12 protein-coding genes are annotated in these 14,851 nt (G+C 57.6%); 4 read left to right on the top strand and 8 right to left on the bottom strand.

Features of this window, described 5'->3' with window-relative positions:
- Positions 1–118: 118 nt before the first annotated feature.
- On the bottom strand, positions 119–1,102 hold the full coding sequence (gene ebgR, locus ABLV12_RS07540) for a transcriptional regulator EbgR (protein ID WP_064397166.1): 984 nt from the start codon (positions 1,100–1,102) through the stop codon (positions 119–121).
- Positions 1,103–1,321: 219 nt separating this feature from the next.
- Between ebgR and ABLV12_RS07535 the strand changes: the two genes are divergently transcribed.
- A complete protein-coding gene (locus tag ABLV12_RS07535) occupies positions 1,322–1,654 on the top strand; it encodes a tRNA-binding protein (RefSeq protein ID WP_201506314.1) in 333 nt (110 codons plus the stop codon).
- A 36-nt stretch (positions 1,655–1,690) separates the two neighbouring features.
- On the opposite strand, the gene ygjG is transcribed toward ABLV12_RS07535, so the two are convergent.
- Positions 1,691–3,070 carry a putrescine aminotransferase gene (ygjG, locus tag ABLV12_RS07530; protein ID WP_201506313.1) on the bottom strand — a complete coding sequence of 460 codons (1,380 nt, stop codon included), beginning with the start codon at positions 3,068–3,070 and terminating at the stop codon, positions 1,691–1,693.
- Between the two features lie 240 nt (positions 3,071–3,310).
- The gene (locus ABLV12_RS07525) at positions 3,311–3,856 is read right to left on the bottom strand and encodes a PadR family transcriptional regulator (RefSeq protein ID WP_201506312.1); all 546 of its coding nucleotides are present in this window, start codon (positions 3,854–3,856) and stop codon (positions 3,311–3,313) included.
- Positions 3,857–4,098: 242 nt separating this feature from the next.
- On the opposite strand from ABLV12_RS07525, the gene ABLV12_RS07520 reads away from it, so the two are divergent.
- Positions 4,099–4,872, top strand: coding sequence for a siderophore-interacting protein (locus ABLV12_RS07520; RefSeq protein WP_325905487.1), 774 nt, complete (start codon positions 4,099–4,101; stop codon positions 4,870–4,872).
- A 160-nt stretch (positions 4,873–5,032) separates the two neighbouring features.
- Here the strand turns inward: ABLV12_RS07520 and ABLV12_RS07515 are convergent, their stop codons facing one another.
- From ABLV12_RS07515 to dhaK, 4 genes are all read right to left on the bottom strand, one after another.
- On the bottom strand, positions 5,033–6,682 hold the full coding sequence (locus ABLV12_RS07515) for a glycerone kinase (protein WP_064397161.1): 1,650 nt from the start codon (positions 6,680–6,682) through the stop codon (positions 5,033–5,035).
- 67 nt (positions 6,683–6,749) lie between these two features.
- Positions 6,750–8,171 (bottom strand): dihydroxyacetone kinase phosphoryl donor subunit DhaM, encoded by a 1,422-nt coding sequence (gene dhaM / locus ABLV12_RS07510; protein WP_064356503.1) that lies wholly within the window; start codon positions 8,169–8,171, stop codon positions 6,750–6,752.
- A gap of 10 nt (positions 8,172–8,181) precedes the next feature.
- Positions 8,182–8,814, bottom strand: coding sequence for a dihydroxyacetone kinase subunit DhaL (gene dhaL / locus ABLV12_RS07505; protein WP_004115682.1), 633 nt, complete (start codon positions 8,812–8,814; stop codon positions 8,182–8,184).
- 10 nt (positions 8,815–8,824) lie between these two features.
- Positions 8,825–9,895 carry a dihydroxyacetone kinase subunit DhaK gene (gene dhaK / locus ABLV12_RS07500; protein WP_023330057.1) on the bottom strand — a complete coding sequence of 357 codons (1,071 nt, stop codon included), beginning with the start codon at positions 9,893–9,895 and terminating at the stop codon, positions 8,825–8,827.
- Positions 9,896–10,489: 594 nt separating this feature from the next.
- Here dhaK and ABLV12_RS07495 point away from each other — a divergent pair.
- Both ABLV12_RS07495 and dhaR read left to right on the top strand, forming a co-directional pair.
- Positions 10,490–11,587 (top strand): glycerol dehydrogenase, encoded by a 1,098-nt coding sequence (locus tag ABLV12_RS07495; RefSeq protein ID WP_064397159.1) that lies wholly within the window; start codon positions 10,490–10,492, stop codon positions 11,585–11,587.
- Positions 11,588–11,685: 98 nt separating this feature from the next.
- Positions 11,686–13,605 (top strand): dihydroxyacetone kinase operon transcriptional regulator DhaR, encoded by a 1,920-nt coding sequence (gene dhaR / locus ABLV12_RS07490; protein ID WP_201506309.1) that lies wholly within the window; start codon positions 11,686–11,688, stop codon positions 13,603–13,605.
- Between the two features lie 58 nt (positions 13,606–13,663).
- On the opposite strand, the gene dhaT is transcribed toward dhaR, so the two are convergent.
- Positions 13,664–14,827, bottom strand: coding sequence for a 1,3-propanediol dehydrogenase (dhaT, locus tag ABLV12_RS07485; RefSeq protein WP_049591530.1), 1,164 nt, complete (start codon positions 14,825–14,827; stop codon positions 13,664–13,666).
- Between the last annotated feature and the right edge of the window lie 24 nt (positions 14,828–14,851).

Below are 14,851 nucleotides of genomic sequence, written 5' to 3'. Positions count from 1 at the left end.
CCCCGTTACACAAAATGCAGAGATGGCTTGCATAACGGGAGGTGTCCATATACGGCAAGGCGCGTCAAGCGCCGCCCCCGGGAGACAGGCGCAGAGGATTTAGCGTCAGAACGGGGGATTAGCGGGTGGTGCCGCGCAGCTTCAGCACGCTGGGGACAAAGACGTTTAGCGGCAGCGCACGGCCATCGCGGGCTTTTTCAACCAGCAGATTAACGCCCTGGCTGCCCATCATTTCTGAATGAATGCGCACCGTGGAGAGCGGCGGAAAAGTAAAACGCGCGGTGGGGATATCGTTAACGCTAATGAGCGAGATATCTTCCGGGATCGCGAGGCCGCGTTCATGAATGGCCCGCAGCACGCCGATGGCGATAGAGTCTGACGCGACGAACAGCGCGGCGGGGAAATCCGCCCTGGCCAGCATCGTTTTTGCCAGCTCATAGCCGGAGGAGCTGGAAAACCCGCCGCGCCAGATATCTTCTTCCGAAACCACCCCCTTCAGGCGGCCATATTCGACGAAGGCCACTTCGCGAATGTCGGCTTTACCCGGCTCATCCTGGCCACCAATAAAGCCGATGCGCCGCGCGCCCTGGGCGATAAAAAAGTCGATAACTTCTTTGGCGATACGCACCAGATCGATATCGACGGCGTCGTAGCTGCTGCCTGGCTCATGGAAATCAATAAAGCAGACGTTGTCGGTTAACGCCGTGGCTGCATCGCGAATCGCCCGTGAAGGCTGGCCGACAATCAGAACGCCGGTCACTTTTTTCAGCTCGGGTAGCGCGTTGTTAAAGTAGCAGTTGGTCAGCTCGATACCGAGCTTTTCGCACTGCGTTTCGATACCGTGGCGGATCGCCAGATAGTAAGGATCGTTGATTTCCAGATCCTGCTGGTAGCTGTAGATAGCCAGAATATGATGGTGGCCGACGGTATGAACCTGAGTCTTACGCGAGCTGGTGCTTTTATATTCCAGCTTTTCCGCCACCTCAAGAATGCGGTGCTTTGTCTCTTCTTTCACGTTCAGAGTGGGGTCGTCGTTTAATACCCGGGAAACCGTCGCCAGTGAAACGCCTGCTTCGGTCGCGATATCTTTTAGTGTGGCCATTGTTTTCCTTATCTGACGTTGCACCATCGACGCAAACCATTGTAAAGCAAGCGCGGGCCGCTGCATCTCTTTTCAGTAAATTTCCCCCGTATTATTCATCAGCATCGGGAAGTTTATAGCGAACTAAAAAGTGATGGATCTAACATTCCTTACTCTATTATGCGGAAACCTCGCCGACTTTTGCTATCTTTTACTAAATTTTTACCTGAGGGGTGCAAGATGGAAACGGTGCTTTATGATGATTTTGCCAGACTGGAAATGCGTACGGGAAAAATTGTAGCTGTAAAACGACATGAGAATGCCAATAAGCTTTATATCGCGCGGATTGACGTTGGCGAGCGCACCTTGCAGACGGTGACCAGCCTGGTGCCCTATTACCGAGAAGAAGAGTTGCTGGGAAAAACGGTCGTGGTCCTGTGCAATCTGGCGAAAGCCAAAATGCGCGGTGAAACGTCGGAGTGCATGCTGTTATGCGCCGAAACCGACGATGGCGGCGAAAGCGTACTGCTTACGCCGGAAAGAGCGATGCCTGCGGGCGTGCGCGTCGTATAGCAAACGCCCTCTCCCGGAGCGGGAGAGGGCAAGCCATTACGCCTCTTCCACCGAAACCCGCAGCGCCGCCAGCGCCAGGCGGGCCGCTTTTAGCACCTGTTCACACTGCTCAGGGGTCAGCGTCAGCGGCGGCTCAACGCGAATCGTTCTTGCGTTGTTGAGCGTTCCGGCCACCAGCACGCGCTGGCGAAACATTTCGCTGGCAAAGTCATAGCCGATTTCGTTATCAATAAACTCAATCGCCATCAGCATACCTTTGCCGCGCACGTCATTCACCAGATCCGGATATTCGCGAGCCAGCTGACGGAAGCCGTCCAGCAGCATATCGCCTTTCTGCTCCGCCTGCGCGGGCAGGTTTTGCGTCAGCAGTACGTTAATGGTCGCCAGCGCCGCCGCGCAGGCCAGCGGGTTGCCGCCAAACGTGGTGGTATGCAGGAACGGGTTATCGAACAGTACCGAGAACACCTCTTCGGTGGCGACCGTGGCGCCAATGGGCATGACGCCGCCACCCAGCGCTTTGGCAAGGCACAGAATATCCGGCTGAACGTTTTCGTGCTCGCAGGCGAACATCTTGCCGGTGCGCCCCATGCCGGTTTGCACTTCATCGAGGATCAGCAGCGCGCCAAACTCGTCGCACAGCTTGCGTACCGCGGGCAGATAGCCCGGCGGCGGCAGAATCACCCCGCCTTCGCCCTGAATAGGCTCAAGGATCACCGCCGCGACGTCATCGCCGGTCTTTTGGCACTCGCTCAGCAGCGTGCGCATCGCATTGATATCGCCAAAAGGTACATGACGGAATCCCGGCAGCAGGGGCATAAAGGGCTTACGGAAAGTGGATTTCGCAGTGGCTGAAAGCGCGCCCAGCGACTTACCGTGAAACGCGCCGCTGGTGGCGACGAAGGTAAACTTGCCGCGCGGAGACTGGTAGGCCTTCGCCAGCTTTAACGCCGCTTCGACCGACTCGGTACCGCTGTTGCTAAAGAAGCTGTATTTCAGTTTGCCCGGCGTTAAGGCCGCCAGGGTTTTAGCCAGCATGGCCCGCAGCGGGTCCAGCAGTTCCTGACTATGAAGGGGTTGTTTAGCGAGCTGATTTTCGACGGCGGAAACGACAACTGGATTACGGTGCCCTACATTAAAAATCCCAAACCCACCCAGGCAGTCAATAAACTCCTGTCCCTGAGTGTCGACAAGCGTATTTAATCCTCCCGCTTGCCACTCTACGGCTCCGTAATCCCCGCCAGCAGTGACCGATTTTCGATACGCTAAAAACCCCGGATTCACATGCTCTTTAAAGTATTCCCTGACCTCCTGGTTAAGTGATTTCATCTCTTCATGATCGAGCGTTCGCTTCTCAATAAGATTCAGTGCGTGTGCGCTGCAGGCCAGAGCCGATGCGCTTGTAGGTAACCTGTTCAAAATATGCTCCTGGGCGGGGCGTATCACATGATACTGAATTAAGTATTGCAGGGATTACGCCACTTCGGCGCGGGCCCGGAAAATCGGGATAAACGCAACGTGAAATCGCAATTGAGCAAAATTTAATCTTATCGCGAAATTACTGGCATGTTTTACTCCTGAAGGCGTAAAACGATGCGCTGAAGGGTTACCGCCGCGTGCTTCGCGGCGGTGCAGGCTGCCCGATAATGAGGCAAAGGATTAGTCGAGCTGGGAGATCTCCATCGCCGCGCGGTCAATCACGCCGACAATCTGCTTTAGCTGCGCTTCGGTTATTTCCTGCTGGTTAACTTTTAAATCCAGTACCGCCTTAAAATTCTCCAGCGCGCGCTTCATCTGCGGGTTTTTACGTAGCTCACAACCCACCATTCGCGCCTGCAGTCTGGCCTGAATCTGCTCCAGCGACTGCTGGTTTTCCGCGTGCAGCTGGCTGCCTTCGGCGGTGATGGCGATTTTTTTGCGACCGTTTTCGTCAGCCACGCTGATTAATCCCTGATCCTGGAGTAAATCGAGCGTCGGGTAGATGACGCCGGGGCTGGGACTGTAGTTGCCCTGGGTCATGGTTTCGATCTCTTTAATCAGTTCGTAACCGTGGCTGGCATTACGGGTGAGGATGTCCAGAATGACCAGGCGCAGCTCGCCATGGCCAAAGAAGCGCTGCCGGCGTCCGCCGCCTCTGCGACCGTGTTCGCCATGTTCGCCGTGGCGTCCGCGTGGCCCACGGCCTTCTTCGTGATGATCTCTCATGATTTTTTCCTTTGAGTTTTTTTTTGATATATCTAATTTATATCTAAAAACACTCAAGTCGCAACCTTGTGGCAGATTTATTTTTTATATAGTTGATAATTAGAGATTTAATTCTATTTTTTGACTTTTGTGGCGTTTTACTATGGCTATATCAAAAAGTGCTTGCATTCTTTTTTAATGGCAATCATTATCATTTGCAATATTTTTAGATATATCTATTCCGTTCACCAAGGCGATGAAAGATGACAACGAGCAGGAATCTTAAATACCCGCAGCGCGTGCGTAATGAGCTGCGTTTCCGTGAGTTAACCGTATTGCGCGTCGAGCGTATCGGCAGCGCATTCCAGCGTATCGTGCTGGGCGGAGAGGCGCTGGAAGGCTTTGTCTCCCAGGGTTTCGACGACCATACCAAGCTTTTTTTCCCCACTGCGGGTGCTGCGTTTACGACGCCGGAGGTGACGGATGAAGGCATTAACTGGGGCGAAGGCGTACGTCCGGCGACCCGCGATTATACGCCGCTTTACGACGCCGACCGTCATGAGCTGGCGTACGACTTCTTTATTCACGATGGCGGTATAGCCAGCAGCTGGGCGCTGGCGGCGAAACCGGGCGATAAGCTGGTCATCGGCGGCCCGCGCGGTTCGCTGGTGGTGCCGGAAGATTACGCCTGGCAGCTGTATGTGACTGATGAGTCAGGTATGCCCGCGCTGCGCCGCCGTCTGCTGGGATTGCGGCAGCTTCCGACGCGCCCGCAGGTCACGGCGATCGTCACCATTGGCGATGAGTCTTATCAAGATTACCTGGCCGATCTCGATGGTTTTCATATCGAGTGGGTGGTGGGACATCACTCCTCTGCCGTGGCCGAGCGTCTGGCGCAGGTTGTGGTTCCAACCGAAGATTATTTTATCTGGGTGACCGGGGAAGGCGCGGTGGTGAAATCACTGCTGGCGCGTTTTGAAGGTCCGGAGATTGACCCGCAGCTGGTGCGTTCGCAGGCCTACTGGCACAGCAAGTAAGCGCGGGAGAAAACCCGGGTTGCGGCTGGCGCCTGACCCGGGCTACCAGACCTGCAGACGGCGGTGAACCATGGGGCGACCGGCCCGCAGACGGCGGTGAACCTGTAGCCCGGCAAGGCGCGTCAAGCGCCGCCTCCGGGAGCAGGGGGGGCCAGAGAGACTATTTCTGCGCCAGCGCTTTAAACACCATGGCCACCGCGTGGGCACCGGGGTCCATATTGCCGCGCAGGCTATCGCTGTTCAGGTACGATGCGCGTCCTGCACCTGCTTTGCTGGCGTGAAGCGTACGATCCGCGCCCGCCTGCGCCGCCGCGAAAGCGGCCTGCCGATTTTCCGGTTCGGCCAGCAGCGCCGCCAGCGCCGGTTGCAGGGCGTCAATCATGGTTCGGTCGCCTTCGTCGGCACCGCCGTAAAACTTCATCTGCGCCAGACCGGCGTTTAGCGCTTCGGCGACGCTTGCCCCCTGTTCCAGTTTCTGCCCGGCGGCGGTAAAGAAAATCGACATCAGCACGCCGCTGGAACCGCCCATCACAACCGTCAGACGCTCGCCAATCAGGGCGAACAGCGTGGCGAGGTTAGCCAGCGGCAGCTGACGGCGCTGAAGTAAGTCGGCGATATCGCGTGCGCCGGCGGCAAAAGTGGAGCCAGTATCGCCGTCGCCAACCTTCGCATCCAGCGCATTGAGGTCCGCTTCCAGATCGGATAGCGTACCGGTCACCCGCTCTACGTAGCCTGCAACCTCGCTATTCTCCGAGGGCGTAAACTCCACCCGCGTACTGCGCAGCGACGAGGGCATCACGCTGATTGCGCGCGGCTGCACTGGCGTCTGCCAGCCGGCGGTTTCGACCGCGGAGAGCAGCGCTTTCTCAATGCTCTCTTCCAGCACGATGGCGGTGAGGGAAAAGCCTTTCATATCCAGCGCGGTGACCAGCGACGCCGGGCCTATCAGCCAGTCAATTCGCTGATGCAGCGGGGTATTGGCCAGCTCGCGGGTCAAAATTGCCATTTCGGCAATCGATACGCCGCCGAGATTATTGATCATCACCGCCAGGCGGCCGGTTTCCGGCAGGGCGGCGCTTAGCTTCTCTACCATCAGCGTAACGATTTCCGCACTGTTCTGCGTGGCGATAACCGAAGCGCCCGGTTCGCCGTGGATCCCCATCCCCAGTTCGGCCTGATCCGGATGATGGCGCGGAGTCGTTTCCGCATCCTGCGGCAGGTGACAGCTGGAAAGGGCCAGACCGAGGCTGAAGGTGTGTCTGGCGGCATACTGCGCTTCGCGCAGCACGGTCGCCAGATTGTGGCCGCGTTCGGCGAAGTAGCCAGCCACTTTATGCACCAGAATCGTCCCGGCAATACCGCGCGGGTGTTTGTTATCCGGCAGCGAAATATCATCGCCGACGATCAGCATTTCGACGTTATAGCCCATGCGACGCGCTTTCTCCGCGGCGAGGCCGAAGTTCAGACGATCGCCGGTGTAGTTCTTGACGATCAGCAGGCATCCGGCATCGCCGGTCACGGCCTGGATGGCGGTCAGCACCGCATCGACGCTCGGCGAGGCAAAAAGATCGCCGCAGACGGCGGCGGTCAGCATGCCTTTACCGACAAAGCCCGCGTGGGCCGGTTCGTGACCGGAACCGCCGCCGGAGATCACCGCCACGTTGTTCTTGTCGAGATCGCGACGCACCACCACGCGAATGGCGGGATCGCTTTCCAGCCGCGCCAGGTTATTCCACGGGCTGGCGATAATGGTTCCTTCAATCACTTCATTGACGAGGTTGGCGCGCTGATTAAAAAAGAATTGAGACATAACGGATCCTGAAAGTTAAGCGAGTTCCCGGAGGGGACAGCCTCCGGGACGAGAAGGTTAGAGCAGGCTAGGCGCGAATCACGCGCTTGCCGGGAATATCAAGGATGACGGTCTCCCCCTTTTGTAGCGTGGTCAGGACATCGCTCTGCTGGCAAAGCATCGCGATACCCGCCTGACGGGCGATAATGGCGCCGTGAGAGAGTTCACTGCCGGCCTGCAGACAGATCCCCTTCACCCGATCCGCATCGAGCTGCAGGACGGTAGAAGGAAAAATATCGTCGGCCACGAGGATCGAGGGGCCGTCAAACTGCGGTAGTACTTCGTTGCTCCCGTTAAGGTGACGCAGCGTGCGGTGCAAAATATCTTCAATATCAATATAGCGCGCCTGTAGGTAAGGATCGTCGAGATGACGATATTGTTGGCTTAAATCGTTCAGCACCTGATGCCACGCCCACTCCGCGCTGCATTGCTCGTCGCGCACCCTATCGCAGGCGGCGGCGTATAAATCAGGGTCATCGAGCAGGGTATGATGCCCGGAGAAGATGGCCGCGATGTCGGCGGAAAACTTCGCCTCCGCCAGGGTCGTCAGCGCGCTAAGCTCTTCCAGCGTCCGATCGATGGCCCGTTTTAGCCGCAGCTGCTGCTGACCGATGGCGACGCCTTTTTCCCGTGAGACCTTCTCCTGCGGCTGGGAATAGAGTACGACCTTACCCTGTACGCGATTGGCGCAGGCGGGCTGAGTCGCAGACGCCGCCTCGGTTTGCTCGCCGAAATTCTCCGCCGCCAGCGCCTGGAACGCTGCCAGCGCGGCATCGGCATCCGGCCCGCGAGCAAGCAGCCTTAAGGTATCGTTACGGCGCACCTGAAGCAGGGCGATTTGGTTGAGGCTGTCGGGCGTGACGCACTTACCTCCTTTCTCCAGCACCAGGTCGGCGTTGAATCCCGCCAGCGCGGCGACCAGCTTTGACGCCGGGCGAACATGCAGGCCGTTGTGGTTTTGAATCACCACGGAAACCGAGCGCGCATCGCGGTCGTCGATCGGCGCGGCGGTCAACGCCGCGTGTTGCGGTTGCGATGGCAATCCCAGCTGTACGCGTTTTGCCTCCAGCGCGTTCATGGCATCTTCGATGACCTTGTCGATGCCGGCCCCGGCGGCGGCGCTCACCGTCGCCGCCAGCGTTCCTTCCACCAGCGGCGCCGCGCACAGGCGAACCTTCGCCGCAATGGCCGGATCGAGGAGATCCAGCGCGGTTTCGGCGCTCAGCAGGGCGCTGCCAATATCCATCATCACCAGGATATGATCGGCGTCGGCTACGGACTCGATGGCTTCCATAACCTTAATGGGATCGGTGCCGATCGGGCTGGTGGGATCGTCAATTCCGGCGGCGATCGCCAGCTTACAGCCATCGTTCATTAACATCTGCCGGGCCAGTTCTCCGACACCTTCGCCCAGACGAGCGCTATGCGAAACAATCACCAGGTTTACCATCGCGTTTTCCTTACTCTTTGGCCGCTGCGGCCAGCATCTGAACCATCAACATTACCGAGGTCGCGCCCGGATCCTGGTGCCCGATGCTGCGTTCGCCCAGGTAGCTGGCCCGCCCTTTGCGAGCCTGCATGGCGATGGTGGCCTGGACGGCGGCTTGCGCCTGTTCGCAGGCAGCATCAAGAGCGCTTTGGATCGACAGGTGCTGTTCGCTGGACTGGCGCAGCGATTCCACTACCGGCAGCCAGACGTCGCACATGGTTTTATCGCCCGGCTCGGCTTTGCCGCGATTCACCACGCCTTCCGCGCCTTCGCGGATGGCTTGATAAAGCTCGTCCAGGGTCAGACTCTGATGGGCCTGGGTCACCTGAGCGGCGCGGATAAAGAAGGTGCCGAACAGCGGGCCGCTGGCCCCACCGACGTTGGACAGCAGCGTCATACCGGTATTTTTAAGAATGAAACCAATGTCTTTATCGGCAATCGAAGGCAGCTTTTCCACCACCTTGCTAAAACCACGATGCATATTCAGGCCGTGGTCGGCATCGCCGATCTCCCGGTCCAGACCGGTCAAAAAATCGCTCTCTTTGGTGAAGATATCGCCGCAGCGATAGAGCCAGTCTACGATTTGCGTTCTGCTTAATGACATGTCGTGCTCCTTATTTTCCCCAGTTCAGCGCCGGGGTGTGAACCGGGGCGTCCCATAATGCCAGCGTCTCGTCATCGGCTTTTAACAGGGTGATGGAAAAACCGACCATATCCAGAGAGGTACAGTAGCTGCCGATAAGATTGCGCTCGATCGCGATGCCGGTTTCCTCGCAGCGCTGCGTCAGACGGTTATAGACGCCGTAGAGTTCGGACAGCGGCGTGGCGCCGAGGTTGTTGACCAGCGCGATAACCCGATCGCCTTTTTGCAGCGCCTGCTTGGTCTGCGTTACCTCCTGCCACGCGCCTTTCACGTTGTCCCAGTGGCGCAGCGTGCGGCTATAGGCGCCGTTTTCCAGCAGAGTATCGAACATTTCGTCAACGGTGCGATCGAGGGAGGTGAAGCGGCGGCGGTCGATGCCCGGTTCGCCGTGAATGCCGACGCCGAACTCCATCTCATCGTCCTGCAGTTCGAATGAGGGCTGGCCGGCGGCCGGAACGGTGCAGGCGCCCAGCGCGATGCCGATAGAGTGGCCGAGGTTGTTAAGCTTGCGCCCCAGTTCAGCGCATGCTGCCAGCGAGTCGCCGCGCTCGGCGGCCGCGCCCACCAGTTTTTCAATCAGCACGGTATTGGCCACGCCGCGCCGTCCGGCGGTATAGAGGCTGTCTTTTACCGCCACATCGTCATCGACTACCACGGTGGTGACCTTGATGCCGCTTTCGTGCAGCAGCTCGGTGGCGGTTTCAAAGTTAAGAATATCGCCAGTGTAGTTTTTAATAATCAGCAGCACGCCTTCGCCGCCGTCGATGTTCATGGCGCACTCAAACATTTTATCCGGCGTCGGGGAGGTGAAAATTTCCCCCGGACAGGCCCCGGAAAGCATGCCCTGGCCAATATATCCGCAGTGCATCGGCTCATGACCGCTGCCGCCGCCGGAAAGCAGCGCTACTTTCCCGGCCACCGGTGCATCGGCGCGGGTGACGTAGACCGGATCATGATGCAGCGTCAGTTCAGGGTGCGCTTTTGCCAGGCCCGCCAGTTGTTCACTCAGGACATCTTCGACACGGTTAATCAGTTTTTTCATTGTTTATTCTCCATCGGAGTTTCGATGCGGCCTCTCTGCTGACGGAAGCGGTCATCGTGTAGGGGCATCGCCTGTCGATATGCGATATCGGGCGATGTATTGATTCTGGCTGAGTTAACGGGAAAAAAAATCGCCATAAAATGAGTTTCATTACGAAACGCGCACGGTAAATTTTGTTCCGTTATGAAACGCTTTTGCCGGAAGAAATCGAAAAATGCGAGCCAGGGCGACTATTTCATCTCACTTCACATACTTGCCAGACGCGGGGGGGAAAAAATTTTACCTCTCCAGGCGCCAGTAGCGGCGAAAAACGCCGTACTTCATCCACTTTTTCCGCTTGTTTTGCGCTGAACGAGCGGATCGAGATCGCAATCCCGTCGTTTCATATGAATTCATGTTTCAATATGAAACGATAAAATGTGCACCCTGTTTCATATCGGGACAAAAAGGGGAAACATTTTTTTGCCTGCGGCTCGCCCTACAGTGATGACATCGCTCAGGTAGCGCTTTTGTTCCCGCTTTTAATACCAGGCCGGACGAGGAAATACCGGGGCACATCGTGTCAAAACATGCACTTATTTGAGGGTGAACGGAATGCTAAAAGTTATTCAATCTCCAGCCAAATATCTCCAGGGACCGGATGCATCCACGTTGTTTGGCGAATACGCTAAAAACCTGGCGGACAGCTTTTTCGTGATTGCCGATGACTTCGTGATGAAGCTGGCGGGTGAGAAAGTGTTGAACGGTTTGCATAGCCACAATATCAGCTGCCATGCGGAGCGCTTCAACGGCGAGTGCAGCCACGTTGAGATCAATCGCCTGATCGCCATTCTGAAGCAGCACGGCTGCCGCGGCGTGGTGGGCATCGGCGGCGGCAAGACGCTCGATACGGCGAAAGCGATAGGCTATTACCAGAAGCTGCCGGTGGTGGTGATCCCGACGATTGCCTCCACCGATGCGCCAACCAGCGCGTTGTCGGTTATTTATACCGAAGCCGGTGAATTTGAAGAGTATCTTATTTACCCGAAAAATCCGGACATGGTGGTGATGGATACGGCGATTATCGCTAAAGCCCCGGTACGCCTGCTGGTGGCCGGGATGGGCGATGCGCTTTCAACCTGGTTTGAAGCCAGGGCCTGCTATGACGCCAGAGCCACCAGCATGGCTGGCGGCCAGTCGACGGCGGCGGCGCTGAGCCTGGCGCGCCTGTGCTATGATACGCTGCTGGCGGAAGGCGAAAAGGCCCGCCTTGCCGCTCAGGCCGGAGTGGTGACCGATGCGCTCGAACGCATCGTTGAAGCGAATACCTACCTTAGCGGAATCGGCTTTGAAAGCAGCGGCCTGGCCGCCGCGCACGCCATTCACAATGGTTTCACCATCCTCGAAGAGTGCCACCACCTGTACCATGGCGAGAAAGTCGCGTTTGGTACCCTGGCGCAGCTGGTGCTGCAAAATAGCCCGATGGAAGAGATCGAAACGGTGCTGAACTTCTGCCATACCGTCGGCCTGCCGGTCACGCTGGCGCAAATGGGCGTTAAAGAGAGCATCGACGAGAAAATTCAGGCGGTAGCAAAAGCGACCTGTGCGGAAGGCGAAACCATCCATAACATGCCGTTCCCGGTCAGCGCGCAGAGCGTGCATGCGGCGATTCTGACCGCCGACCTGCTTGGACAGCAGTGGCTGGCGCGTTAATTTAGCGTCGTCCTGTCCCGCCTCGTTAATGAGAAGGGGCGTTTTATCCCCCTCTGGCGGTTACCGCCGGAGGGGTTGTCGTTTAAGTAACAGCGGAAATGGATATGACTGCGCAGACTCAGAGCTTTCCCCTGGCGATAACCCAGTCGTGGCATCGCTGCAGTAAGTTTATGCAGCGGGAAACCTGGCAGACGCCGCATCAGGCGCAGGGGCTGACCTTCGAATCGATTTGTCGGCGTAAGACCGCGCTGCTGACGATTGGCCAGGCGGCGCTGGAAGATGCCTGGGAGTATATGGATAACCGCCCCTGCGCATTGTTTATCCTTGATGAGTCCGCCTGTATTCTCAGCCGCTGCGGCGATCCGCAGACCCTTGACCAGCTGGCGGCGCTGGGGTTTCGTGACGGTAGCTACTGCGCGGAAAGCATCATCGGCAGCTGCGCGCTCTCGCTGGCCTCCATGCTCGGGCAGCCGGTCAAAACGACGGGCGAGCAGCATTTTAAACATGCGCTGCACGGATGGTCGTTTAGCTCTACGCCGGTGTTTGATAACCATGGGCGCCTGTTCGGTTCCATTTCTTTGTGCTGCCTGACGGAAGAACAGGCTTCGCCGGACCTCTCCCTGACCCTGGCTATCGCCAGGGAAGTGGGCAACTCGCTGCTCACCGATAGCCTGCTGGCCGAGTCGAATCGCCACCTTAACCAGATGTACGGTCTGCTGGAGAGCATGGATGACGGGGTGATGGCGTGGAACGAGCAGGGCATTTTGCAGTTTCTGAACGTGCAGGCCGCGACGCTGCTGCACCTCGATGCCCAGGCCAGCCAGGGGAAAAACATCAATGAACTGGTGACGCTGCCGGCTCTGTTGCGCCGGGCGATCAAGCACGCGCGCGGGCTGAACCATGTGGAAGTCACCTTCGAGAGCCAGCATCAGTTCGTTGATGCCGTCATCACGCTCAAGCCGATCGTCGAAGAGCAGGGCAACAGTTTCATCTTGCTGCTGCATCCGGTCGAGCAGATGCGTCAGCTGATGACCAGCCAGCTTGGCAAAGTGAGCCATACCTTTGAGCAGATGTCGGCTGACGATCCTGAAACCCGGCGGTTAATTCACTTTGGCCGTCAGGCGGCGCGCGGCGCTTTTCCAGTGCTCCTGTGCGGTGAGGAAGGGGTGGGTAAAGAGCTGCTCAGCCAGGCGATTCACAACGAGAGCGAGCGGGGTGGCGGACCGTATATCGCGGTTAACTGCCAGCTGTATGCCGACAGCGTCCTTGGGCAGGATTTTATGGGCAGCGCGCCGACGGACGAGGAAAACGGGCGTCTTAGCCGTCTCGAGCTGGCCAACGGCGGGACGCTGTTTCTGGAAAAAATCGAATATCTGGCGCCGGAGCTGCAGTCCGCGCTGTTGCAGGTGATCAAGCAAGGGGTATTAACCCGTCTGGATGCCCGGCGTTTGATTCCGGTGGACGTTAAAGTCATCGCCACCACTACCGTCGATCTTGCCAACCTGGTGGAACAAAACCGCTTTAGCCGCCAGCTTTACTACGCGCTGCACTCTTTTGAAATCGTTATTCCGCCGCTGCGGGCGCGGCGTAACAGTATTCCTTCGCTGGTCCACAATCGTCTTAAGAGTCTGGAGAAGCGTTTTTCCTCGCGGTTGAAGATGGATGACGATGCGCTGGCGCAGCTGGTGGCCTACTCCTGGCCGGGTAATGATTTTGAGCTGAACAGCGTGATTGAAAATATCGCCATTAGCAGCGAGAACGGCCATATCCGTTTGAGTAATCTGCCGGAATATCTCTTTGCCGAGCGGCCAGGCGCCGACGCGGGTTCCTCGCTGCTGCCCGCCAGCCTGACCTTCAGCGCCATTGAAAAAGAGGCCATCATCCATGCCGCCCGCGTGACCAGCGGGCGGGTACAAGAGATGGCGCAGCTGCTGAATATTGGCCGCACCACGCTGTGGCGAAAAATGAAACAGTACGATATCGATGCCGGCCAGTTTAAGCATAAAAATCAGGAGTAACCGGGCACCCAGCCTGACGCCGCGATGGTACTTGTTCGCGGCGTTAGCGATCGCTCTATCAGAAAGCCTGGCGGAAGATAGCGACAATCTCTTTCTCGTTACCCTTGCGCGGATTTGAGAAGGCGTTGCCGTCTTTCAAGGCCATCTCCGCCATATAGGGGAAGTCAGCCTCTTTAACTCCCAGCTCGCTCAGATGCTGCGGAATGCCGATATCGGAAGAGAGGCGGGTGATGGCGCAAATGGCCGACTCGGCGGCGTCCATGGTTGAAAGTCCGTGGATGTTTTCTCCCATAAATTCGGCGATGTCGGCAAACTTTTCCGGATTGGCGATCAGGTTGTAGCGCGCAACGTGCGGCAACAGAACCGCGTTCGCCACGCCGTGCGGCATATCGTACAGGCCGCCAAGCTGATGGGCCATGGCGTGAACGTAACCGAGGTTGGCGTTATTGAAAGCCATTCCCGCCAGCAGGGAAGCGTAGGCCATGTTTTCGCGGGCTTGCAGGTTGCTGCCCAGCGCGACGGCCTGGCGCAAGTTCCGGGCGATCAGGCGGATGGCCTGGATCGCGGCGGCATCGGTGACCGGGTTGGCATCTTTGGAAATATAGGCCTCCACGGCGTGGGTTAACGCATCCATGCCGGTTGCGGCGGTCAGCGGCGCCGGTTTGCCAAGCATGAGCAGCGGGTCATTGATGGAGACCGAGGGCAGGTTACGCCAGCTGACGATAACGAACTTCACTTTTGTTTGGGTGTTGGTCAGTACGCAGTGGCGGGTCACTTCGCTGGCGGTACCGGCGGTGGTATTCACCGCGACGATCGGCGGCAGTGGGTTAGTCAGGGTTTCTATGCCGGCATAGCGGTAAAGATCCCCTTCGTGGGTAGCCGCGATACCAATCCCTTTACCGCAGTCATGAGGGCTACCGCCGCCGACGGTGACGATAATATCGCACTGTTCTTGACGAAAGACCGCCAGGCCATCGCGCACGTTGGTGTCTTTTGGATTTGGCTCGACGCCATCAAAAACCACCACCTCAATACCGGCTTCCTGCAGATAGCCGAGAGTTTTATCCACCGCGCCGTCTTTGATGGCCCGCAGACCTTTATCGGTGACCAGCAGCGCTTTTTTACCGCCCAGCAGCTTACAGCGTTCGCCGACGACAGAAACAGCATTGGGACCAAAAAAGTTCACGTTTGGCACCAGATAATCAAACATACGATAGCTCATAATATATCTTCCTGGTTGGATTTA

This window comes from Klebsiella sp. CN_Kp100, from assembly GCF_040065315.1.
GTDB lineage: Bacteria > Pseudomonadota > Gammaproteobacteria > Enterobacterales > Enterobacteriaceae > Klebsiella > Klebsiella oxytoca.
This window is presented reverse-complemented; position numbering and strand designations above follow the sequence as displayed.